Origin of the sequence: Corynebacterium sp. KPL2850 (genome assembly GCF_040225855.1) — a bacterium.
Classification (GTDB): domain Bacteria; phylum Actinomycetota; class Actinomycetes; order Mycobacteriales; family Mycobacteriaceae; genus Corynebacterium.
Genome location: NZ_JBEHFV010000011.1, coordinates 37521 through 59654 on the forward strand (window position 1 = coordinate 37521; position 22134 = coordinate 59654).

Below are 22134 nucleotides of genomic sequence, written 5' to 3' on the forward strand. Positions count from 1 at the left end.
CACACTAAGGACACTAAGAAAACGGATAGCTCACAGCATGACAAATCCCCCCCTTCCCCACCTCATCGAGCAATAGCCCGATAGGCAGGAAGGAGGGAGAAGTGGTTTAGCGCTCTAGGCGGGCGCTGGAGGTTCTAGCCCTCTGCATCCTCAGACAAGGAGATGATGCCGTAGTCGAAAGCGTGGCGGCGGTAAACCACAGATGGTTTATTGTTTTCCTCATTAACAAAGAGGAAGAAATCGTGGCCAACCAGCTCCATTTCGCTCAGGGCATCATCCACGCTCATCGGGGTGGCCGGGTGCTCCTTGGTGCGCACGATCTGGCCGGGGCGAACATCCTCGACGGTCTCAGCATAAGGATCGACCAGGCGCTCTTCCTTGGCGCGTTGTGCTTCTGCCTCCGCAACCATCTCTGCGGCGATTTCGCCGGTGCCCTTCTGCGCGCGGTGGCCGCCCTTGACGTATTCACGGCGCACCTTCACCTTGCGCAGGGAGCGTTCCATCTTCCCCATCGCGGTTTCCAGCGCTGCGTAGAAAGAGTCTTCCTTAGCCTCTGCGCGGGCGATGTGACCCTTACCGGTCGCAGTGATCTGGATGCGGTCGGACTCTGCTTCGCGGCGTGGGTTTGGCTCGTGCTGCAACTCCACGTGGAAGAAGGTCAATGTGGGATCAAGGCGTTCAATCTTTGCCAGCTTTTCGTTGACGCGCTCTTGGAAGTGTTCCGGTACTTCAACGTTACGGCCCGTAATCGTTACCTGAGCATTATTTGGCTGGGACATTGAGATGCCTCCCTTTGGTAGTGGGGACTAGAAACAATCACAGTAACTGTTCCTCTGTGACACCTTTAATAATACCAGTGGTTATGACCTGATGGTATTAGGGGGTAACACCGTACACCCCACTTTGTGATGTACCTTAAGCATCCGCGAAGGCCAACGCCCCGTACACCGTGGCGCCGGCGGCGTGCAGGGCCGCCATACTGGCCGCGAGGGTGGCGCCGGTGGTTATAACGTCATCGACAAGCAGCGCCGGCTCACCGCTCACTGGGGCGCTAACCCCCACTCGCCCCTGCAGGTTCGCCCATCTATCCTGCGCATTGAGCTCGGATTGATCCGCCGTATCCGCACCCATGGTAAGCGCCTCGCTCACCTGCAGGGACCGTTGCCGGCGCGCCGCACCCTGGCACATGGCCGTCACGGGATCGCCGCCGCGCATGCGCGCTGAGCGGCGACGAGTAGGTGCCGGCACTAGGCACAGCTCGCGGGGAATCTCGCCGCGGGCAGCCAAGTGCGCCACGCCTGCGGCCACCACCGCACCGATATGATCGCGCACCTCCCTATTGCCCTGTTCTTTCATGCTGATGATGATATTGCGGCGAATATCGGAATAGGGCCCTAAGGCAAATACCGGTGCTCCCAAAAGCCGCGGGCGGCTTACCAGGTAAGGAGCCTGGCGCAGGTGCTCCCGGCACTGCGCACACAAGACATGTCCGGGCGCGCGGCACCCCGCACACGCACGCGGAAATATCAGTTCTCGCACGCTCACTGCGCACCACCGCCCCATCCCCCGAAAAGCTTTTGCTGCGCCGTCTAGGGCGCAACCGCCTTCTAATCGGACACGATAGGCGAAGAACGCCGACCCTGCAGGCCAGGCACCTCGCGCCAGTTCACCTCATCTACCACCGTGGCGGGAAGCTCCAACATGGCATGGGAATCCGTTATATATAGCTTCGATGGCGAGGTCGCCACCGCGACTACCGGGGCGGTGATATTACCCGTCGGCATAGTAGAGGCCGAAGAGCCATCCTGCTCGATGCGCCATACCGGCGACTGCCCAGACGACGTACCGACGATGAGCGAGCCATCGTTATTCCAATCCAGCGATAATGCCGATCCGGAAACCTCTGGGCCCACCTCGCGGGCATTGACGATGCGCTTATCGCCACTGCTGGATTGGGCCACCGCGGCGATGTAAACGTGGCCATCAATGATCATCGCCGCGCGTGCGCCGCTATGGGAGAGGCGGATAACGGAGATCTCACCCTCAATCTCGTCGATGCTGCGCGCATCGACCTCGGATTCTGAAATCCGCCCGGTGGTCTTGGAACGCACGACGCGTACGATGCGGTCACCATCTACCACCGTCCAGGCGGCTTGCCCATTAAATTCAAAGGTGGGCCGCGCCAGTGTCTTGCCGTCGACCGAGTCCTGCATAGCGGATCCGATTTCGCCCATCTGCAGCTTAAAATCGCCACTAGGCTTCCGGCTGACCGCTGCAATCATGCCGGATTCGGTGACATCAACTGACTGCACATTGCCGCTCGAGCCCAAGGCCCCCTTGATAGGCTCGGCTACCCCACTATCGACTTCCAGCACGTTGCCCTCGTTCAAGGCGTATAGCGTGGACAGGGAATTGCTATTGACCTTGGGGTTATAGTCAGCAAAATCATCCACGCTGACGGTATCCATGCCTTCTACCAGATTGCTGCCATCGGCCTTGATCTTGAAGGGGCCAATATGCCCGGCATCGGAAAGCGTCCAGACCAATTGCGCGGCAAAGCGGGTGCGGTCATTTTCATCCAAATCTGACAGACCCTCGAACTGGTATCCGTTTTCAGTGTCGTAGCCAGCAAAGGTGACCTGTTCATCCGCTGCTCGGCGGGTAGCCGGGGCGATGCTACTGGATGGGCCTTCCATCAAAAGGGTAATCAGCGTGGATTCGGATTCTTCGCTGCCTTTATAGAGCCACCGGCGATCCGGGACGAGGACATCATCGGTTTGTTTATAAAAATAGAGCGACTGCGGGGTGTAATGATTGCGCAGCTCATTGCGCTCAATCACCAATCCGGCCGGCAACCCATCAATAAGCCACTGGTCATCCACCATTTTCATATCGATGGTAGCTTCGTAGCCTTCATTTTCCGGTACATAAGCCCCACCGGATTTGAGCCGTCCGATGATGGTGCCCCGGACATTAAATGAGCGCACGTCCTCCGCTGGATCTTGTTTCTTATCGGGCGCGGTCACGATATCCAGGCTATCGACCACCATGACATCACCCGAGGAATCCCAGACCCCGCGGGCGGAATCCGTGAGGAATCCACGGGCTGCATCGTGATCATTGGTTGGAACGGCCGCAGCGCGGTAAAAATCGCGCAGGGTAAGGTCCGGGTCCGCCCCCACCTCTGGGGTAATAACCTCTTCCGGGCCATCGGCCTGTTTGTGGTAAGTGCCTACGACTTGGGGGCTCGTATCGTGCGGCAAGGTTGAACAGGCTGTGACAAAGCACAGCGCCGCCACCGCGCCCACTGCGGTGCTCCGCCGCCACAATCCGTTAGGTACGACCGAATTCATTATTTATCCCCCTTAAAATCCGGCGCCTTATAGGAGCGCCTCTCTGGCGACGCGGCCCCTCGGTTGCGCTCGCGTTCGGAGGGCCACAGGATGCCATCGCCATCGGCCTCGGCTGCGTCGGCGGAGTCATCGTCGATACCAATTCCGCGGCCTACCACTGAGCTATTGCTTGGCGATGTCCCACCGGCGGACGCCTCGCCCCTATCTTCTGCTGCACCATCCTCCGCTGCATCAGCTTCCGCTTCCTCAGCATCCTCGGTACTAGTATCCGCAGTGCCAGCATTCGCGGCGCCAGCTGCGCCGCTGGAGTCGGAGGAAGCAGGGGCATCGGCAAGCGCAGCGTGCGCAGAGTCAGAACCCGTTCCTGGAGCGCCTGGAATCTCGCGGGAGATGGGCTCTTCACCAATCTCGGCATTCGGCTCGCGCGGGATGATGAGGCGGAAGCGGGAACCGAAGCCGAACACGCCAAAGGCGTCGAGCGTACCGCCGTGCAGGGCCGCATCCTCGCGGGCAATGGCAAGGCCTAGCCCGGTGCCGCCGGAGTGGCGCTTGCGGGAAGAATCCGCGCGCCAGAAACGGTTGAATACTAGCTCTTCTTGCCCGGGTTTGAGGCCCACACCGTGATCCGTGACGGCCACGCCCACAGCCTTGTCCGTGGTGGCGATATCGATCACCACGGGTTTGCCCTCGGAGTGATCGATGGCATTGGCCAAGAGGTTGCGCAGGATGCGCTCGATGCGGCGCGAATCGGCTTGGATGGTAATTCGCTCGTCCGGCATATTGCGAACCACTTCTACGTCGAGCTTCTGTGCCAGGTGCTCAACCTGGCGGTACGCAGCATCCACGCAGGATCGCAGGTCAATGGCCGTGGTAGATAGGTCCGCCACGCCGGCATCGTGGCGGGAAATCTCTAGCAGATCCGCGAGCAGCTCCTCGAAGCGATCTAGTTCCCTGGACATGAGCTTGGAGGCGCGCTGCGCGCCCGCGGGCAGGCTATCAGCCTCGGATTCGATGAGGTCTGCAGCCATGCGCACGGTGGTAATGGGTGTGCGCAGCTCGTGCGAGACATCGGAAGTAAATTGCCGCTGCAAATCGCCGTATTCCTCCAGCTGCGCAATCTGGGAGGACAATTTATCCGCCATATTATTAAAGGAGGCGGCAAGCCGGCCCATCTCATCGTCCCGGTCCACGGCCATGCGCTCCTTAAGATGGCCGGCGGCTAGGCGCTGGGCAATGCGGGACGCGGACTTAATCGGGGTAATGACCTGCTGGGTAGCCAACCAGGCAATGCCCACCAGCAAGACCACGACCACCACGCCGGCGGCAGAGAGCAAGCCGCGCATCAGCGCCATCGTGGATTCTTCCGATTCCATGGAAAGAGCCAGGTAGACCTGCAAATTCGGAATCTCTGCATCGGTGGGCGTGCCCACCATGAGCGCGTTATAGTAATCGCCATTTCCGCGCGGGACCGGATAATACTGCTGCGCAATCTGGTCCTGGCCCACCATCTCTCGCATTTGTTCCGGTACCGGGAAATCCTCCGGCGAGGTGGTGATGGATCCATCCTGGTTTTCCACCACGATGACGGGTTCATACACGGCCTGCGCATCGCCTTGTTGCGCAGAGAGCTGATCCAAAGAAGCGCGCGCGGAATTGATGCGCACCTGCACCGAATTGGCCGAGCTGGTGGCATCGATTTGCTGTTCCACCGCCGTGCGGGCGCGCTCGAGTTCCTGCAGCGCCACGTCTTCTTTTTGGGATACCAACCGCTGGGTCAGCACGGAGACTAAGGCGTAGGCCAAGATGATCATGACCACTGAGGAGGCGACCACAATCATGCCGATAACGCGCGCCTGCAATGAGGTGCGCAGCGTATCTACTATGGCGTCACGTATGCGCCGCACGCGGTCTAGAATTCTGATGATTCCTTACTCCCCGGCACCGGCCTTGCCGGTCTTATATCCCACGCCACGCACGGTCAGCACGATCTGCGGATCTTCCGGATCGTGTTCGATCTTGGCGCGCAGGCGCTGCACGTGCACGTTGACCAAACGAGTATCGGAGGCATTGCGGTAGCCCCAGACGGATTCCAGCAGCGATTCGCGGGTGTGCACCTGCCCTGGGTGGCGCGCCATTTCCAGCAGGAGATCGAACTCCAGCGGGGTCAGGTTTAATTCGGTGCCATCGGTACGGCGCACCGTGTGTTCCGGCACGTCGATGACCAGATCGGCAACCTCCAGGGTTTCTGGCTCCGCGGAATCGGTACGGCGCAGGCGCGCCCGAATGCGGGCGATGAGCTCCTTCGGCTTAAAAGGCTTGGTGATGTAGTCATCCGCGCCAGATTCAAGGCCTAAGACCACATCCACGGTATCGGTCTTGGCGGTGAGCATGACAATGGGCACCGCGGATTCGCGCCGGATGGTGCGGCAGATATCCACACCATTCATGCCCGGCAGCATGAGGTCCAAAAGGATGAGATCCGGTTCGTGCTCGCGGAAGGCAGGAACGGCCTCGTTGCCATCCATGACGGGGACCGGATTGAGTCCCTCAGATTCAAGGACAATGGTCAGCATTTCCGAGATCGCTGGATCATCATCCACAACCAAAATCGTTGGCGCCACGTTTTAATCTCCTACAAGGTCATTTATCGCTGCCGTAATAGTATCCGCATCGGCGGTGGCGATCCAGCGCCCGCCCCACCCAGATTCGACTAAGCGCCGATAGGCGGCGGCGGTGCGCTCCTGCAATCCCCCATCGCGTTCATAGTGGTCGCGCTCGCGGGTGGAATCACTGGCGGCTCGGGACTGCGCTCTTGCCGATGCCACCTCCACCGCCGTATCCACATACACCTGCAGGTCTGCTTGTGGCAGGCCCAAGGTGCCAAATTCTAGGTCATAAACCCACTGGAAAAGGCTATCGTCGCGCAACCGGGCCGCGGAATAGGCAGCGTTAGAGGCTACATAGCGGTCTAGGATCACTACCTCGCGCGTTTGCTTCGCCGCCAGTAATTCCTCTTTTACCCCAAAGCGGTCGAGGGCGAAAAGCGTGGCCATGGCATAGGCCGAATCCGTAAGGTCGCCCATCTTTCCGTAGAGCGCCTCGCGCGCTAGCTGCGCGTGGATGGAGGTCTCATAACGCGGAAAGGAAACGGTTTTTACTGGGATTTGGAGGGCGTCCCGCACTGCGGTCGCAAGTGTATTTTTTCCGGCGCCGTCAATGCCTTCAATGCTTATAAGCATGGTGAGATATGCAGAATCCTTTCTGCTCCTAGGCGGCGCCTGCGGCACCGAGGGAGGTGGGTTTTAAGAAAGTGCCTCGATAAACGGTTCCATGTCGTAGTCTTCTTCGACGGTGTCCAAGATCTCAAGGGCGTTTTCGGTCAAGGCATCGTCAACGGTTCCCACCAAGTCCCTAATATAGGGGTAGTCCTCGACGGTTTCGCTGGCGCTGAACGGCGCACCCGCCCAAATGGCGGCGATCGTGGCCGCAGCATGGGCGTTGAGTTGTTCTTCTTCGGTTAAATCGTTCTTGCTGCGGGCTACCTCGCAGGCATCTTGTACCGCGCGGATTACCCCTTCTTCATCGAGGTTTGCCAATTCATCTAGAAAATCCACGTTGAGATCGGTGCTAAAAATCTCTTCGTCCCAGCTGCTCATCTCTCACTCCTTCGACGGGGTTTAGCGCCATTTATACACGCTTTTCCGGCGCAGAAAAATCGGGCATGAAAAGGATTGCATAAGGAATATGATTTCTTATCTCTGTGTTGTTTACATATCACAGAATCTGCAGGCTGTCGCGGGAATTCCAATGCATGATACTCTCGTTATCAACTTGTTACCCACCCTATACACCCAAGAAAGGAGGGCACGATGAAACCAGATTCACGCCGCGTGTACGTATTCATCGTGCTCGGCCTTATCGCCGCCGTCGTCGTGGGAGTGGGCGTGTGGCGCATGAGCACTCCGAGCGCCCATTACTCCAATGCCGCGAATGAGTCCCCGACCTCTACTGTGGCACCAAAAAATACCTCCGCTGAAGAATCGACGACATCGTCGACACATAAAAAGCCTTCGACGGAAAACTCCGCCCCAGCAAAGTCCAATTCTGGCGCTGATGAATCAGACCATCAGCACCCGAAAACGACGGACCCATACTTGGCGCCCAATGCCGTCACGCATCCCCACGCGGCCACCCGCCCTACCAAGGTGTACCGCCCCGGAAATGTGTACTCTCCAGACGCTTCCGCTAATAACGCCCCGTCCACACAGGGCGGCCAGGCTCCGCAGAGTGGTAACGGCGCCGGCACTAGGCAGGCAGTCCCAGATACCCCCAGCAAGCCGGATAACCAAGCGCCGTCCTCCCCAGCACCAAGCTCATCTGCTCCCTCCCCTGCCCCAGGCGAAGAAAAGCCAGGTCAAGGCGATCAGGGTGGAGAGTCCGGAAAACCGGTAGAACCCGCCGGATCAGAAACCCCGGAGCCGCCATCGACGCAGACTCCACAAAAGTCATATACAAAGGGGAGCGCGCAGCGCACCCCAGCGGCTCCTGACGCCACCACAGAGGGGCACGGTGCCGGAGCGGGAGCGCCTTCTAGCGCACCGCAGGCGAAAAACAAATCACACGCCGAGCCGGCAGCAACCGGGAAGCCTGCCCCTACGCAACAGTCCGGCAACCAGGAGCCCACGGATCTCCCGGCAACAGGAAGCTCTGCCGCAGGATCTTCCGCCGCGCGTTAAGTCCTCTACGCGGCTAGCACAACTGGTATCAGGGAGTTAGCCTCAGCCAAACGCGGCCAAGACCTAAAAGGCCCCCCTTGCTGGGATTTTCCAGCAAGGGGGGCACAGTTATAAGGTCCTTTAGACTCGGGCGACGAATAGTTGCGCCGTGCGGCCCTCAGGATTTTCCCCATTTACAGCGTGAGCTTGGGCGGTAACCATTCCATCGGAGGCTGGCAGCCATGCGGCCTGGCCCGGGGCAAGGATCAATTCCTCGCCTGCGGCATTGCGCAAGCTGAGGGAACCCGCGGTGCACAAGGCGATGGTGGGGCCGTCATAATCGAGGTCGACGGAAGAATCCGGCCCGAGCTCGGCGCGGTCGAGCAAGAACTCATCGATGGGCACCGGATAGGACCAAGCCTCGGCGCCGTGGACGTTGTCTTGGTTCCGCTTATCTTTTTGCTGCACCCGCGGCTCATTGGCGGCCGCATAGGTCAAGACCTTCACCAACTCCGGCACATCCACGAATTTCGGGGTCAATCCGCCGCGCAAGACATTATCGGAATTGGCCATGATTTCTACGCCAAGACCGGAGACATACGCGTGGAGTTGTCCGGCGTCGAGGTAGACGGCCTCGCCCGGGGCAAGCTCGATGTGGTTAAGCAAGAGCGCACCAAGCACGCCAATATCGCCAGGATAACGGTCATTAAGGTCCACCACCGTAGCCATGACCCGCGCCTTCCAATCCGTCGGATCGGCAGCAATCAGGCGCTCGCCGGCGGCAACGATGGCCTTAATGAGCTCCTTGCGCTTGGCCGAAGGGATGGTAATCCACGTGGTGAAAAGCACCCGAAGGTTGGCGGATTCGGAGGATTCCGCGGGGTCATCGTCAAGCATGGCCAAGTAGCGCTCAAGCTCTGGGCACTCTAGAGCGGCAAAGAGCTCGCGGGTTTGTACCAGGGGACGGAAACCCGCCATGGCGTAGAAATCCGACAGCGCCACGATGAGTTCCGGCTTGTGGTTATCGTCCTTGTAATTGCGGTTTGCGGCCTGTAAGGCAATGCCCGCCTCGTTTTCGCGGGCGAAACCCTCTTCGGCCTGCTCCTTGGACGGGTGGGCCTGCAAGGATAGCGGGTCTTCGGCGGCGAGGATCTTCAACAGAAATGGCAGGTTATCGCCGTATTCTTTGTAGACTCGCGTACCCAACTGGCCTTCTGGATCCGCCGCAATAACCTCGTTGAGCAACTGACCATCCACTGTGGAGGGATCGCCTGGGTGGGAGCCAAACCAGAGTTCAGCCACCGGCTTTTCTGCGGCTTCTTCGCCCCGCAGCTCAGGGATGAGGGTGCGCGAACCCCACGAATAGTTGCGGGTAGCGCCTTCCAGTAATTGCATTTATTTCTATCCTTTAGAAATCTCGTAGGCGGTCGCGGCAAAACTCCGCGTAATAAGCTGCAGTGAGCGGGCAAGATGCCCAAGGCCCGGTTCCGGGTCGATGCTGCGGACTGCAAGCGAGTTGGGCAGGTTCGCCTCTTCCTGCCCCCAGAAAATCACCTTCAAGGGTATCAAAGGTGCATCCGCGCCAGCACCGTCGATGAAGGGATCGTAGAAAAGGTCATCGGCAGGCGTGGACGCCGTGCTGGATTCGGCATCCCGGTCGAGCGCGCCGCGCAGGTCAGCGGGCTCGACAAAGGTGCCGGGCAGCCCGTGCACGGCCCAGATGGTCGCGGCCATCCGGGCGACCAGGGTATCGATGTGCACGCGCTCACGGCGCTCAGCATACGCATAGGGATCGTTGACACAAGAGTGGATAATCCGCGCGCCCTCAGCGTATTCGCGCAGCTGCCGGCCCGGATTGATGGCATCATCGCGCTCTGGAGAAAGCTGTTCGATCTCGCGGTCCACGGCCGCGGCAATCTCCTCTAATTCCTCGCGCACCGCATGCGGGGAGGTATGCACGATGCTGCACAACGCGTACAGGGCCGTGATAAACCGCGCCGGCGAACAGCCTTCCGCGGTGGGAAGCGACGGGGCAATCAAGGTGTCTTCCGGGCAATCCTCTACCAAGGGGCCGCTTGTCGGGCCCACCAGGATGGTGGTGGCACCGCGCTGGCTCGCCGCGATGAGCGCGCGGGAGGACCAATCGCATTCTGCGGGCTCGCCCACCGCCACGACGATATCGAGCGCACCCACGTATTGCGGCAGCGATTCCGTTACTACCAGTGGAATGCGCAACGGCTCGGCTAAGCCGACGCCGAGGTGCGCTGCCTCACGGGCGATGGCATCGGTGGGCAAGATGACCAGGGAGCGCGGGTTGAGCCCGTTGAGGATTTCACCCCAGCGCTCCATTTGCCCGGCGAGCAGACGAATCTGCGCACCTTCGTGGGCAACATCAAAAAATCGCACCGTTTCGGTGTCATAGGCGGAACCATCAGTGAAACCGTTATCCATATCGCTCTAGCATAGTCTGGCTCCCACTAAGATGGTGCGGCATGACGTCAGCACAGATTCATCCCGTATCCCTTATAGGTGGCGGCCCCGGCGCGTGGGACCTGATTACGGTTCGCGGTATGCGCGCCTTACAGGAAGCCGAGGTCATCTTGACCGATCACCTGGGCCCGGCCCCACAATTGGATAAGCTCTGCGATATTTCCGCCAAGGAGCTTATCGATGTCTCCAAGCTGCCCTACAAGAAGTCGATCACCCAGGACAAGATCAACGAGCTGCTTATCGAGCACGCCCAAGCCGGGCGGAAGGTAGCGCGACTTAAAGGCGGCGATCCTTTCGTGTTCGGCCGCGGCTTTGAAGAGGTACAGGCCCTAACCCAGGCATCTATCCCCATCACCGTCATCCCGGGGGTGACCTCCGCCATTTCCGTGCCCGAGGGCATCGGCATCCCCGTCACCCAGCGAGGAATGGTCCACGGCTTTACCGTTGTGTCGGGCCACCTGCCTCCCGGGCACGAGAAGTCCTTGGTGGATTGGCATGCCCTGGCCCAGTCCGGCGCGACCTTATCCATCATCATGGGCGTGAAAAATGCCCCGGCGATTGCCAGGGCATTGCAAGACGGTGGGCTCGCTGGCTCGACACCGTGCGCGATTATCCAGGAGGGCACCTTGGACACGCAGCGGGAATTTCGCTGTGAGTTAGCGCGCCTTGCGCAGACGATGGAGGATAACAATGTCTCCTCCCCCGCCGTTTATGTCATTGGCGAGGTTGCCGGCCTCGACCCAGCCGCGGATTAGGCCTTATCCGCCTGCGGTGCGGAGTCCTCCACGATGTTCACATCCTTGGAGGCACCGGCCGCGTTGTGCGCAAAGCCTGCAGCATGAAATTCCGCGTGTGCCTTGGTCTCGGCGTTTTCGGCTTCCAGCTCCCTCGCACGGGCCGCGCGGGTCGCCCGCGCGCCGTGGATGGTGGCGGAAATACCCACAACGAGGATCAAGACCATGAGTAGCGGGGAGACGAAGCCCGGCACCGTCAGCCCGAAGTAGGTTTCTAGCCCGCCTAAGACCTTGCCGATATTCAGCGCCACGATGGCCGTACCCACGAGGCCACCGAGGACGACCGGCTCAATCCGGGAAATTACCCATGCCGCAATCGGCGCGGCAATGGAACCACCGATGAGCAGGGCCAACACGGCGGAGAGGTTGGCGACGATATCCTGCCACAATCCAACGACGAAGCCGAGGGTAGCACCCAGTGTGACTAGGAATTCGGCGGTATTTACCGTGCCGACGATGCGGCGGGGCTGCTCGCGACCAATGGCCATAAGCGTCGAGGTAGACACCGGACCCCAGCCACCACCACCGGTGGAGTCAACGAAGCCGCCGACGGAGCCGAGACCAATCAAGAACGGGGTGGAGTGGCTGCGCTTTTGCACGAACTTCGCCCGGCGCGGGCGGGAGAAGCGCCAGATGAGGTTGCTGCCGATGGCCACCAAGATGAGCGCAGTAATGGGAGCGGCCGCATCGGTGGAGATATTGGAGAGAACCGTGGCGCCGATAAACGCCGCGATGGCCCCCGGCACGCCCAGCCGGAAGACGGTTTTCCAGTCCACATTGCCAAAGCGGGCGTGGCTGAGGCCAGACATGGCGGTGGTTCCCAACTCGGCGGTGTGGACTACGGCAGAGGCTTGGGCGGGCCCAAGGCCCGCGAGGAGAAGGATGGTGGTTGAGGTGACGCCGAAGCCCATGCCGATGCCGCCATCGACAAGCTGGGCGGCCGCGCCGGCCACGGCGATTAAAATAAGGGTTAACATGGGACACCGACCTCCTGGGCGATGTGATAGTGAGCAGCAACGATGCCAGCTAGGTCGGTACCCAGAACGGGATCGACGGTGACATTGCTGGGGGTAGATGACAGTGGTTTAAGGAGCAGTCCTGCGGTGACAAAGAGCGGGATAACCCGCATTCGCGCAGTGCTCCTCGCCAATGCATGGATGTCATTGCTGCCACCCCGGGTGGCGAACGCGGCCGTGGCGGGGACGCCAGTGAGTTGAGAAACCCGAGCGGTAAGCCTGCGGATGGAGTCATTGGCCGCAGCATCAGAGGAACCGACGGAGTAGATGACGTGGTGGGTATCTTCCGGCCTTGCGCGTGCCGCGAGCACCGCCGCCAGGTCCGCTTCTGCGGCTTCCCGCCTGCCCACATCTCGTACACCATGCTCTGCGGCGCGCCCTCCGCCCAAGCACTCGCCTTGTACCAAGCGCACGCCTGAAGCTTCTTCAGCCGCAGCGATAACGCGGGGAACGTCAACGCGCTGGTGGTAACCCTGCGTAAAGAGCAATGGAATGACTACGGCCGTATCCTCCCCGCAACGAGCGAGATCGACTGCAGCTCCGGTGAGATCGGGAGTATTGAACTCTAGGTGCGCCGCACGATAAGCAGGTCGGCCTGGTATCGCGGCGGCAGCGGCCTGGGTGAGCCGTTCAATGCCGGCGGCGGCGCCTGGATGGCGCGAGCCGTGGGACAAGGTAATGAGTGCGGTCATGGTCCATCCTTAATCCACTGGAGCCGTGGAGTGTCCGCGGCGGGCTAGGGAGCGCTGCAGGGCTTCGGTGGAGGAAACAGCCGGGGCCGGTGCTACGGGGGCATCGTCTTGTCCGTGGAAGCGGACCGAAAATACGCGCAGGCATTCCTGGCAGTTCCAGGCAAAATCGTCTTCTTCATCCGGGAAGAGATCGGTGCCGGCGCAGTAGGGGCAAAAGGTGGGGTGATTGCGATTGGGATTAGGCTTACGGCGGAAATTCACTGCAAATCTTCCTCCTCGGCGCGCAGTACCCAGTGGCGGAACTGCTCACCTTCTTCGCGTTGTTCCTTATATTTATTGACCAGCCGAATGACGTAGTCCGGTACCTCATCGGCAACAACCTTGTGCCCGCGGAGCTTGCGGCCCCAGTCAGGTGAAAGGCCTAGGGCACCGCCCAGGTGGACTTGGAAGCCCTCTACGCGGTTGCCATCGGCATCGGTGACGATCTGACCCTTGAGCCCGATATCGGACACCTGGGAGCGCGCGCACGCATTGGGGCAGCCGTTGAGTGCGATGGAAATGGGCACATCCAAATCCCCTAGGGTGTCTTCGAGGATGTCTACCAATTCGATGGCGCGGGCCTTCGTGGTCACGTGCGCCAACTTGCAAAATTCCAGCCCGGTGCAGGAAATGACGCCGCGGCGGAACTCTGTGGGCTGGGAATACAGCCCTGTTTCATCTAGCGCGCGCGAGAGCGCCGGAATATCGTCTTCCTCCACATCGAGGAAGAGCAATTCCTTCATCGGGGTGGTACGGATGCGCGAAATGCCGAACTTTTCTGCTACATCGGCAATGGCGATGAGCTGTTCGCCCGTCGCGTGGCCCACGGTGGGTTTCACGCCGACGTAGAACTTGCCGTCCTTTTGCTTGTGCACGCCCAGGTGATCACGGCTGCCGGGATTGACCTCGAGCGGGATGCCATCGGCCAGCGGCTTCTCCAGGTATTCCTCCTCGAGTACCTGACGGAACTTTTCGATGCCCCATTTAGCCACCAAGAACTTCAGGCGCGCGCGGTTGCGGTTGCGGCGGAAGCCGTAGTCGCGGAAGATGCTGACTACTCCGGCCCACACCTCCGGCACGCGCTCGAGTGGCACCCACGCGCCTAGGGATTGCGAGAGCATCGGGTTAGTGGACAGTCCCCCGCCCACGAAGCAGTCAAAGCCGGGCCCATATTCCGGGTGGTTGACGCCCACGAAGGCGACGTCTTGAATTTCGTGCGTAACGTCCTGGCGCGCATTGCCGGAAATAGCGGTTTTGAACTTGCGGGGAAGGTTATGGAACTCCTCGCGCGGTAAGTAATTATTCTTAATCTCCTCGATGGCTGGGGTGGCATCGATGATTTCATCCTCGGCAACTCCCGCGACCGGCGAGCCCAAGATAACGCGCGGCACATCGCCGCATCCCATCAAGGTGCCTAGGCCCACAGATTCGAGCTTGTCCCAGATGGTGGGCACGTCTTCGATCTGGATCCAGTGCAGCTGAATATTCTGGCGGTCCGTAAAGTCCGCGGTGGAGCGGGCATAATCGCGCGAGATTTCTCCCACCGCGCGCAGCTTTGCTGGATCAGCGCGGCCGCCATCGAAGCGCACGCGCATCATGAAGTATTCATCTTGCAATTCCGCGTTAGATAACTTGGCGGTCATCTCCCCGCCCAGGTTCTGGTTGCGCTGCGTATACAGCCCTAACCACTTAAAACGCGGCGCTAAATCCTCCGGCGGGATGGAGGAAAATCCCTGCTTGGAGTAGATGTCTATCACGCGCTGCTTGGCAGAAAGGCCACCATCGTCCTGCTTGATGGCCTCATCGTTATTCAACGGTTCCTTACCGTCAATTTTCCACTGGCCTTCGGGCTTATTGGCGCGTGGCTTGCGTTTGGTCGTCGTTGCGGTAGCCATAATGTGGTGTAGACCTCCCTTTCAAAGCGTTGAAGGAAAACCTACCCGTCTATAGAGTACAGACAAAGCGGTCTGTTTTATTTTCACTTTCATTAATGCTGTGACCAGCATCTTAAAGAGATCTAATAAAGAATCTAAATATCCCACTTGTGCGCAAACAGACCATACGGTTCACTCTGTTAAGAGAATTCCCGCACTCACCTGCCGCAAATAGACCATTTAGTCTATTTGCGCATATCCGTTGAGGACTCCATTTCCTCCTCGCATCGCCGCGGGAGAATACGCATACAAGAAAGGCAGAATTACCGTGTCAGATAAACCCTTAAACGTAGCAGTCATCGGTGCCGGTCCCGCCGGCATTTATGCCTCCGACATCCTGGTAAAAAAGACCGGCGGAAACGTGCGCATCGATCTCATTGAACAGATGCCCGCCCCCTTCGGCCTCATCCGCTACGGCGTGGCCCCCGACCATCCACGCATTAAAGGAATCATTAAATCCCTGCACCGCGTCTTAGATACTGAGCAGATTCGCCTGCTTACCAACGTTCACATCGGCCGCGATATCAACGTGGACGAGCTGCAGCAGCACTACGATGTCGTCATCTTCGCCACCGGAGCAGTAGGCGATCGCCACCGCGAAATCCCCGGCGCGCAGCTACAGGGAGTGCACGGCGCCGGTGAGTTCGTGGGCTTCTATGATGGCAATCCACGCTTTGAGCGCGAGTGGGATCTCTCCGCCAGCGAGGTCGCCGTCATCGGCGTAGGCAATGTGGGCCTGGACGTCTCGCGCATCTTGGCTAAGACGGGCGATGAGCTTAAGGTGACCGAAATCGCCGATAATGTCTACGATTCACTGGCACAAAATAAAGCAGAGACCGTGCGCGTCTTCGGCCGTCGCGGGCCCGCCCAAGCCAAGTTCACCCCGCAGGAGCTCAAAGAGCTCGACCACTCGGAGAATATCAATGTGGTCGTCTCCCCCGAAGATATTGATTACGATGAGGCCTCGCTGGAGGCGCGCGCTTCCAGCAAGTCCACGGATTTGGTGTGCCAGGTTCTTGAGCAATATGCCATTCGCGATCCTAAAAAGGCCCCGCATACGCTGCAGATCCACCTCTTCGAGCAGCCTGTGGAAATCCTCGGTGAGAACGGCCGAGTCAGCGGGATTAAAACGGAGCGCACAGAGCTGACCGGCGATGGCAGCGTGCGTGGGACGGGTAAATTCACCACGTGGCCGGTGCAAGCGGTCTACTTTGCCACGGGCTACCGTTCGGACGCAGTGGATGGCGTGCCATTTAATAGCGAGAAAAACGTCATCAACAATGACGGCGGCCACGTCATCGACGAAGAGGGCGCCATCGTGCCTGGCCTCTACACCACCGGCTGGGTAAAACGCGGGCCCGTGGGCCTGATTGGCAATACCAAGTCCGATGCCAGTGAAACCATTGGCATGCTGCTTGATGATGCCGCCGCGGGCACCCTACCGTCCCCCACCGCCGGCGATATCACCGAGGCCTTCGCAGATAAGGGCATCGACTACCTCACCTGGCAGGATTGGCAGCGCCTCGATGCCGCTGAGCGCGCTTTGGGCGAGCGCGAAGGCCGCGAGCGAAAGAAGTACGTGGAGTGGGAAGACATGGTCGCCCACTCCCGCGCGCAGTAATTCAGTAACTCCAGTAATTAGCGCCTGATGATGGCGAGGACCTCGTCCACAATCTGCTGGACCTCCTCGGAGGTCTTCGCCTCAACGTTGAGCCGTAGCAGCGGCTCGGTATTGGAAGCGCGCACATTGAACCAGGCATCCGTGCCCTTGAGCTCGACCGTGACACCGTCGAGCTCATCGACGGATTCGATCTTATCCGCCAGCTCATCGAGTACGGCCTGGGTGGCGGCCTTTTGGTCCGCCACGGTGGAGTTGATCTCGCCGGAAGCCTCGTAGCGGGAGTACTCCGCCATGAGCTCGCTGAGCGGCTTATCCGTCTGCCCCAGCGCGGCCAGCACGTGCATGGCGGCCAGCATGCCGGAATCGGCATTCCAGAATTCCTGGAAGTAGTAGTGCGCGGAGTGCTCACCGCCAAAGGCCGCCTTGTGCTCGGCCATTTGAGCCTTAATGAAGGAGTGGCCCACGCGCGTGCGCACGGCGGTACCGCCCTTTTCCGCGATGAGCTCCGGCACCGTCTTGGAGGTAATTAGGTTGTGGATGATGGTCGCGCCTGGGAATTTATCCAAGTAGCGGCTTGCCACCAGCGCGCAGATGGCAGACGGCGATACCGGCTGGCCCTTCTCATCCACCACGAAGCAACGATCCGCGTCCCCATCAAAGGCAAGGCCGATATCGGCCTTTTGCTCTACGGTGAATTTCTGCAGATCCTCTAGGTTCTTGGGATCCAGCGGGTTCGCCTCGTGGTTGGGGAAGGTACCGTCGAGCTCGAAGTAAAGATCGCGGACATCGAAGGGCAGGCCATCGAAAACGGCCGGGACCGTGTGCCCGCCCATGCCATTGGCGGCATCGACGGCGACGACCAGCGGCTTGGATTCTTCCAGCGGCACGAGGTGGCGTAGGAAGTCCGCGTAGCCGGTCAGGATTTCCTGCTCGGCGATGGCTCCATGGGGGCCGTCGTAGCTTGGGGTGCCATCGATAAGCATCTGCTTAATCTCTTCCAACCCAGTCTGTTGCCCCACGGGGACGGCACCGGCGCGGCAGAGCTTGATGCCGTTGTACTTCGCCGGGTTGTGGGAGGCGGTAAACATCGCGCCCGCGCACTCCATAGAACCCGCCGCATAGTAGAGCTCATCGGTAGAGGTAAGCCCCAAAAGCGTCACATGGAGGCCTTGGCTCACCACGCCTTCAGCAAAGGCTTGCGCCAACGCGGGAGAAGACGGGCGCATATCGTGGCCTACAGCCACGGTGTTTTCGCCTTCTTCGCGCAGGATTGCGGCAAAGGCGGCACCAGTATCGCGCACGAAGTCTTCATCGATATCTTCGCCCACCACGCCACGGACGTCATAGGCCTTAATCACTGCATCAAGATGCTCACGAGTTCGCATACCTCGCAATATTACTCCCCGGCTGCGGGCAACTAGCGCAGTGCTCCTTCCGTGTCTGCGGCTAGCTAGCGCGAGCTTTCTCAGGCGCTGTGCTCAGCGCCCTTGGTTTAATCAGATTCGGTGTCCGTGTCCTGCTTCTCGGCAGGATTATCTTCGCTCTGCGCATCAGGAACGACGGACAGGTGAGCGCGGCGGGCCTTTTTGGCATAGGCCACGCGGCGGGTGCGAAATACCGGGTGGTTGGAATTGGCGGGATCAGCGCCATCGAAGGTGGCGGCGTAATCAATGGGATCTGCCCCGGAGCCGGCGCTGCGGTCATCGACAAGCCCAGTGGTCACCCTGCCGTCTTCCTTGACCGCTTGGGCCAGGGCCATAAGGTCGTCATCCTCGTCGAGCTCGATGCGGTCTACGCGCACCAGCTCCCAGCCCACCGGCGCAGAGATGCGGTCGCGGTGGGTACTGCAGAGATCCCAGCTGTGCGGGTTATCCTCTTCTGCCAGCGGGCCAACCACGGCGGTTTGATCCGCGTATGCGTAGGTCAACGTCGCCACGGCGGGTCGGCCGCAGCCTGGGCGGGAGCAATGGCGAGATTCAGTCACGCGCAATAGTCTAAACCCTTGGTTGAGATTTAGATAGTACTTCCCCGGCGTGGCTGCACTTATTGCGCAGCCATAGAGCTTTAGAATCAACGCCATGACCGCCGCTCGCCCCCGCCCGCATATTCGCCCCGCCCGCGACCGCCACGGGCGCGGGCTGCACGGGCCCTTGCTACCGCAGCAAACCCCGCGCTACCGCAGCGCCCGCGAGCTTTTCGATGCCGCCGTCCTCGAGGCCTACGCACCCATTCAACACGCCTTCGCCCCGCAATTGCGCGGGCTCGATCTTGCGGTAGATACCATCCCGCGCATGCGCCTTTCTGCCGATATGACGGTGCTGCCGGATGAAATCATTGCCGATGGGCCAGTGCCGCTCGGTCGCATCGTGCCCGCCGGTGTCGATTCTGCTGGCACCCCTACCCGCGCCCGGCTCGTTATCTTCCGCATGCCCATTGAGCAGCGTGCTGTCACCTCCGCCGAGCGCGCGGAGCTCCTCGGCACGGTCATTACCGCCCTGGTGGCCAATTACTTAAACCTCGCTCCAGAGGAGGTAGACCCGCGCTATGGCTGGTAGGGAGGTTTCTCACCACAAAGAAAACTCTAGCCCTTGACCGCACCGCTCAGGGGGCGCAGCCAAGGGCTAGAACACACAACTTAGTTAACCAATCTCGCGTTTGAGGCGGCGGCGTTCGCGGTCCGAAAGCCCGCCCCAAATTCCGAAGCGTTCATCGTGCTCCAGCGCGTATTCCAGGCACTCATCGCGCACCGCGCAGGCTTGGCAGATACGCTTTGCCTCACGGGTGGAACCTCCCTTTTCAGGGAAGAATGCCTCTGGATCCGTCTGCGCGCACAACGCTTGATCCTGCCACTCCTGCTCGACGGCACCGAAGAGTTCATCGAGCGATACCTCTGCAGCAGCACCGCCACGGAGAATGGCGTTGTTATTAGCCATTTTGTCCACGCCTTTTCCTTTCTCCGAGGTTGGGTAATCCTAATCAGTGCAACCGACTGTACACGAGGCTGAATTGCGGCTGAATCGCCGTCAACCCTCGAGCCAATCCGTAAAAACGGGTGTGTCGGTCGCCGTTTCTTGCACTGATGTAATTTCACACCGGATCACTAAATATCGTCAACCTGAATTAGTGCCTTTTCCGCGCTTTGCCGCAAAAACGCTGCACACGATCCCCATCCGTCACATTAGTAACACCCGGTGCCATCCGGGGGTATAGGTAGGGGGTACTAGATATAGTGGTGCCCGGTTTTTCTGTCAACAATTTTCAGGAAGTATCGGCGTGTCTCCCAAAATCTCAGCCGGGCGGGGATCACAAAGCCCTCCGCACCGCGCTCGCGGCCGAGCTGCAGGAGGTGCGGAGGGTAGGTGGCGGGCGCTTTAGGCGTCGGAGCTAAAGCGAATGCCGGCATCGGGGATGGTCACACCGGGAAAGACCCGCATGCCGTCCACAAGCTCACAGCGGGCACCAACGTGGGCGCCTTCGCCGATGACGCAGTTTTCGATGACCGCATTGGCACCGATGTGTGCGCCCGAGGCAATGATGGAGTTGTGGATGATTGCACCCGGTTCGATGCGCACGCCATCAAAGACCACCGTTCCCTCGAGGCGGGAGCCGGCTCCCACCTCGGATCCGCGGCCCACCGCGGTGCCAGATAGCAGCAGCACGCCGCCGGCAATGCCCGCAGAGGATTCCACAAGGGATTCACCGGTGCGGCCTTCCAACAGCGGCGATGGCGCGATGCCGCGCACCAGATCGGAGGAGCCGCGGGTGAAGTCATCGGGGCGGCCCATATCGCGCCAGTAGGAGTTATCGACGTGGCCGACGACCAGGCGGGCATCGGCAAGCAAGCCCGGGAAGGTCTCGCGCTCGACCGAAACTACGCGGCCTGCCGGGATGGACTCGATGACGGAGCGGTCAAAGACGTAGCAACCGGCGTTGATCTGGTTGGTTGGTGGATCCTCGGTCTTTTCCAAAAAGGCCGTGACCCGGCCCTCAGAATCCGTGGGCACGCAGCCAAAGGCGCGCGGATCCGCCACGTTGAGCAGGTGCATGGTGACATCGGCACCCTTGTTGTGGTGCGTGGTCAAGATGCCCTCTAGATCCATGCCGGAAAGAACATCGCCGTTGAAAACCATGACGGTGTCATTGCGCAACTTGTCATAGACGTTGCGAATACCGCCGCCGGTGCCCAGCGCGGTTTCTTCCACCACGTATTCAATGTCCAGGCCAAGCTCGGAGCCATCGCCAAAGTATTCCTCAAAAACCTCTGCCTTGTACGAGGTGGACATCACCACGTGCTCAATGCCCGCGGCCTTGATGCGGGCGAGCAGGTGCTGCAGGAACGGGTAGTTTGCCGTCGGCAGCATGGGCTTGGGCGTACCAATGGTCAGTGGGCGCAGGCGGGTACCGCGCCCGCCCACCAAAATCACCGCATCGGTGGTGGCACCGTGAGTGGTGGCTGCTTCAGTCATAGTCATCCTTTGTATGCAGACAATCTTATTCTGAGGTTTTTCGAGGGTCAGTGTATGCGGCCGCGGCCAGAAACCAGGTCAACGGCACGCGCTTCAGGCCTCCGAATCTTTGGCCGTACTGGCGCGAGCGGCCGTCACCGCTCCCCGCGCCTGCAATCCCAGCCACAGCGCGGCGCGCAGCGGGGCCTGCCACCACGCCGGGTGACGGTCCGCCTGGAAGCGGTACGCGGAACTGTGGTGCGCGCGCAGCATCGCCCCGGCGTGCGCCTGGGTGGAATGTCCCTTGGCGTGGCTGATGACGGCTTCTGGGCAGAAAATGTTTTGGTACCCGGCGCGGGCGAAGCGATCACCTAAGTCCACATCCTCCAAGTACATGAAGTAACGCTCATCAAAGCCGCCAATGGCATCGAAGGCATCCCAGCGCACCAAGAGGCAGGATCCGGATAACCACCCGGCGGGGCGTTGGACGGACATATCGGCATCGTTACGGTACGTGCGCGTCCATGGATTAGACGGCCATAGGTTGGAAAACAGCGCGTGCCCGATGCCCGTGGATATATTCGGCACCGACCGAGCGGACGGATAGTTGCTGCCGTCCGGTTCCACGATGCGCGGGCCCACCGCGGCGGCGTCCGGCCAGCGGCGCGCGCACGCAATCATCTGGTCAATTGCGCCTTTACTAAAGGTGACATCCGGGTTAGAGATAAGGAAGAACTCATCATCTACGCGTCGGTTCTCGCGCACCCACCGCGCGCCGGCATTCATGCCGGCGCCGTAACCAATATTGCCGCCGGTATCGAGGAAGTGTACGTCTTCTTTTTCTGCAGCGGCGGCTTCGGGGACGCCATCGGTCGAACCATTATCCGCCAGTATCACCTCGGTGCCGTTAACGCAGGCGTCCGGCAGGGAGCTTATAAAGCGCGCCAAGTACTCACCGGGATTATAAGTCACAGTGATAACGGCGAGCGGAGCTGTAGTTTCAGTAGTCACAATGGGCCCCAAGCTTAGTCATGC

Annotated in this window: 22 protein-coding genes; 4 read left to right on the top strand and 18 right to left on the bottom strand. The window is 60.2% G+C overall.

Translation table 11 applies throughout. The features are described from left to right. Window positions 1-134: 134 nt before the first annotated feature. The 7 genes from hpf to ABRP93_RS05375 all read right to left on the bottom strand — a co-directional run bounded on the left by hpf (window position 135) and on the right by ABRP93_RS05375 (window position 7009). Complete coding sequence (hpf, locus tag ABRP93_RS05345; RefSeq protein ID WP_023025625.1) at window positions 135-779, bottom strand: ribosome hibernation-promoting factor, HPF/YfiA family; 645 nt, start codon at window positions 777-779, stop codon at window positions 135-137. Window positions 780-915: 136 nt separating this feature from the next. Further along, on the bottom strand, window positions 916-1356 hold the full coding sequence (locus ABRP93_RS05350; RefSeq protein ID WP_349887169.1) for a ComF family protein: 441 nt from the start codon (window positions 1354-1356) through the stop codon (window positions 916-918). A 251-nt stretch (window positions 1357-1607) separates the two neighbouring features. Continuing rightward, on the bottom strand, window positions 1608-3353 hold the full coding sequence (gene lpqB / locus ABRP93_RS05355; RefSeq protein ID WP_349887170.1) for an MtrAB system accessory lipoprotein LpqB: 1746 nt from the start codon (window positions 3351-3353) through the stop codon (window positions 1608-1610). After that, a complete protein-coding gene (gene mtrB, locus ABRP93_RS05360; protein ID WP_349887186.1) occupies window positions 3353-5212 on the bottom strand; it encodes an MtrAB system histidine kinase MtrB in 1860 nt (619 codons plus the stop codon). The genes lpqB and mtrB overlap by 1 nt, the downstream gene beginning before the upstream one ends. Before the next feature lie 69 nt (window positions 5213-5281). After that, window positions 5282-5974 (bottom strand): MtrAB system response regulator MtrA, encoded by a 693-nt coding sequence (gene mtrA / locus ABRP93_RS05365; RefSeq protein ID WP_349887171.1) that lies wholly within the window; start codon window positions 5972-5974, stop codon window positions 5282-5284. Between the two features lie 3 nt (window positions 5975-5977). After that, entirely contained in the window at window positions 5978-6592 is a 615-nt protein-coding gene (locus ABRP93_RS05370; RefSeq protein WP_349887172.1) for a dTMP kinase, read from the bottom strand. Between the two features lie 63 nt (window positions 6593-6655). Then, window positions 6656-7009: a DUF4259 domain-containing protein gene (locus ABRP93_RS05375; protein ID WP_349887173.1), complete on the bottom strand. Its 354-nt coding sequence runs from the start codon at window positions 7007-7009 to the stop codon at window positions 6656-6658. A 213-nt stretch (window positions 7010-7222) separates the two neighbouring features. Here ABRP93_RS05375 and ABRP93_RS05380 point away from each other — a divergent pair, with 213 nt between their 5' ends. Beyond that, entirely contained in the window at window positions 7223-8089 is an 867-nt protein-coding gene (locus tag ABRP93_RS05380) for a hypothetical protein (protein ID WP_349851994.1), read from the top strand. A gap of 120 nt (window positions 8090-8209) precedes the next feature. On the opposite strand, the gene manA is transcribed toward ABRP93_RS05380, so the two are convergent. Next, window positions 8210-9463 (bottom strand): mannose-6-phosphate isomerase, class I, encoded by a 1254-nt coding sequence (gene manA, locus ABRP93_RS05385; protein ID WP_349887174.1) that lies wholly within the window; start codon window positions 9461-9463, stop codon window positions 8210-8212. Window positions 9464-9469: 6 nt separating this feature from the next. After that, a complete protein-coding gene (locus ABRP93_RS05390) occupies window positions 9470-10519 on the bottom strand; it encodes an exopolyphosphatase (protein WP_349887175.1) in 1050 nt (349 codons plus the stop codon). A 41-nt stretch (window positions 10520-10560) separates the two neighbouring features. On the opposite strand from ABRP93_RS05390, the gene cobA reads away from it, so the two are divergent. After that, on the top strand, window positions 10561-11313 hold the full coding sequence (gene cobA / locus ABRP93_RS05395; RefSeq protein ID WP_349887176.1) for a uroporphyrinogen-III C-methyltransferase: 753 nt from the start codon (window positions 10561-10563) through the stop codon (window positions 11311-11313). Here cobA and ABRP93_RS05400 read toward each other — a convergent pair. Genes ABRP93_RS05400 through ABRP93_RS05415 form a run of 4 tightly spaced genes read right to left on the bottom strand, consistent with a single transcriptional unit; the run spans window position 11310 to window position 14994 of the window. Next, window positions 11310-12329, bottom strand: coding sequence for a sulfite exporter TauE/SafE family protein (locus ABRP93_RS05400; RefSeq protein WP_349887177.1), 1020 nt, complete (start codon window positions 12327-12329; stop codon window positions 11310-11312). The genes cobA and ABRP93_RS05400 overlap by 4 nt on opposite strands. Then, on the bottom strand, window positions 12323-13060 hold the full coding sequence (locus ABRP93_RS05405) for a sirohydrochlorin chelatase (RefSeq protein WP_349887178.1): 738 nt from the start codon (window positions 13058-13060) through the stop codon (window positions 12323-12325). Before ABRP93_RS05405 ends, ABRP93_RS05400 begins: the two co-directional genes overlap by 7 nt. Before the next feature lie 9 nt (window positions 13061-13069). Continuing rightward, window positions 13070-13321, bottom strand: coding sequence for a hypothetical protein (locus tag ABRP93_RS05410; protein WP_005277497.1), 252 nt, complete (start codon window positions 13319-13321; stop codon window positions 13070-13072). Then, on the bottom strand, window positions 13318-14994 hold the full coding sequence (locus tag ABRP93_RS05415; RefSeq protein ID WP_284852117.1) for a nitrite/sulfite reductase: 1677 nt from the start codon (window positions 14992-14994) through the stop codon (window positions 13318-13320). The genes ABRP93_RS05410 and ABRP93_RS05415 overlap by 4 nt, the downstream gene beginning before the upstream one ends. Before the next feature lie 307 nt (window positions 14995-15301). On the opposite strand from ABRP93_RS05415, the gene ABRP93_RS05420 reads away from it, so the two are divergent. Next, the gene (locus tag ABRP93_RS05420) at window positions 15302-16654 is read left to right on the top strand and encodes an FAD-dependent oxidoreductase (protein ID WP_349887179.1); all 1353 of its coding nucleotides are present in this window, start codon (window positions 15302-15304) and stop codon (window positions 16652-16654) included. A 17-nt stretch (window positions 16655-16671) separates the two neighbouring features. Here ABRP93_RS05420 and ABRP93_RS05425 read toward each other — a convergent pair whose 3' ends face one another. Then, entirely contained in the window at window positions 16672-18039 is a 1368-nt protein-coding gene (locus tag ABRP93_RS05425) for a phosphomannomutase/phosphoglucomutase (RefSeq protein WP_349887180.1), read from the bottom strand. A 107-nt stretch (window positions 18040-18146) separates the two neighbouring features. Further along, a complete protein-coding gene (locus ABRP93_RS05430; RefSeq protein WP_349868356.1) occupies window positions 18147-18638 on the bottom strand; it encodes a DUF3499 domain-containing protein in 492 nt (163 codons plus the stop codon). Window positions 18639-18732: 94 nt separating this feature from the next. Here ABRP93_RS05430 and ABRP93_RS05435 point away from each other — a divergent pair, with 94 nt between their 5' ends. Then, window positions 18733-19209 (top strand): metallopeptidase family protein, encoded by a 477-nt coding sequence (locus ABRP93_RS05435; protein WP_349868357.1) that lies wholly within the window; start codon window positions 18733-18735, stop codon window positions 19207-19209. Between the two features lie 84 nt (window positions 19210-19293). Here the strand turns inward: ABRP93_RS05435 and ABRP93_RS05440 are convergent, their stop codons facing one another. The 3 genes from ABRP93_RS05440 to ABRP93_RS05450 all read right to left on the bottom strand — a co-directional run bounded on the left by ABRP93_RS05440 (window position 19294) and on the right by ABRP93_RS05450 (window position 22122). Next, the gene (locus ABRP93_RS05440) at window positions 19294-19587 is read right to left on the bottom strand and encodes a WhiB family transcriptional regulator (protein ID WP_005277485.1); all 294 of its coding nucleotides are present in this window, start codon (window positions 19585-19587) and stop codon (window positions 19294-19296) included. A gap of 438 nt (window positions 19588-20025) precedes the next feature. Continuing rightward, window positions 20026-21120: a mannose-1-phosphate guanylyltransferase gene (gene manB / locus ABRP93_RS05445; RefSeq protein ID WP_023025580.1), complete on the bottom strand. Its 1095-nt coding sequence runs from the start codon at window positions 21118-21120 to the stop codon at window positions 20026-20028. Window positions 21121-21213: 93 nt separating this feature from the next. After that, the gene (locus tag ABRP93_RS05450) at window positions 21214-22122 is read right to left on the bottom strand and encodes a glycosyltransferase family 2 protein (protein ID WP_034659656.1); all 909 of its coding nucleotides are present in this window, start codon (window positions 22120-22122) and stop codon (window positions 21214-21216) included. Window positions 22123-22134 lie beyond the last annotated feature (12 nt).

Coding starts and splice junctions, on each gene's coding strand:
- ABRP93_RS05435 (WP_349868357.1), top strand. CDS start 18,733: ATGACCGCCGCTCGCCCCCGCCCGCATATTCGCCCCGCCCGCGACCGC.
- lpqB (WP_349887170.1), bottom strand. CDS start 3,353: ATGAATTCGGTCGTACCTAACGGATTGTGGCGGCGGAGCACCGCAGTG.
- manA (WP_349887174.1), bottom strand. CDS start 9,463: ATGCAATTACTGGAAGGCGCTACCCGCAACTATTCGTGGGGTTCGCGC.
- ABRP93_RS05440 (WP_005277485.1), bottom strand. CDS start 19,587: ATGGCTAATAACAACGCCATTCTCCGTGGCGGTGCTGCTGCAGAGGTA.
- ABRP93_RS05350 (WP_349887169.1), bottom strand. CDS start 1,356: ATGAAAGAACAGGGCAATAGGGAGGTGCGCGATCATATCGGTGCGGTG.
- ABRP93_RS05375 (WP_349887173.1), bottom strand. CDS start 7,009: ATGAGCAGCTGGGACGAAGAGATTTTTAGCACCGATCTCAACGTGGAT.
- hpf (WP_023025625.1), bottom strand. CDS start 779: ATGTCCCAGCCAAATAATGCTCAGGTAACGATTACGGGCCGTAACGTT.
- ABRP93_RS05400 (WP_349887177.1), bottom strand. CDS start 12,329: ATGTTAACCCTTATTTTAATCGCCGTGGCCGGCGCGGCCGCCCAGCTT.
- ABRP93_RS05370 (WP_349887172.1), bottom strand. CDS start 6,592: ATGCTTATAAGCATTGAAGGCATTGACGGCGCCGGAAAAAATACACTT.
- ABRP93_RS05425 (WP_349887180.1), bottom strand. CDS start 18,039: ATGCGAACTCGTGAGCATCTTGATGCAGTGATTAAGGCCTATGACGTC.
- cobA (WP_349887176.1), top strand. CDS start 10,561: ATGACGTCAGCACAGATTCATCCCGTATCCCTTATAGGTGGCGGCCCC.
- ABRP93_RS05390 (WP_349887175.1), bottom strand. CDS start 10,519: ATGGATAACGGTTTCACTGATGGTTCCGCCTATGACACCGAAACGGTG.
- ABRP93_RS05415 (WP_284852117.1), bottom strand. CDS start 14,994: ATGGCTACCGCAACGACGACCAAACGCAAGCCACGCGCCAATAAGCCC.
- ABRP93_RS05380 (WP_349851994.1), top strand. CDS start 7,223: ATGAAACCAGATTCACGCCGCGTGTACGTATTCATCGTGCTCGGCCTT.
- ABRP93_RS05405 (WP_349887178.1), bottom strand. CDS start 13,060: ATGACCGCACTCATTACCTTGTCCCACGGCTCGCGCCATCCAGGCGCC.
- manB (WP_023025580.1), bottom strand. CDS start 21,120: ATGACTGAAGCAGCCACCACTCACGGTGCCACCACCGATGCGGTGATT.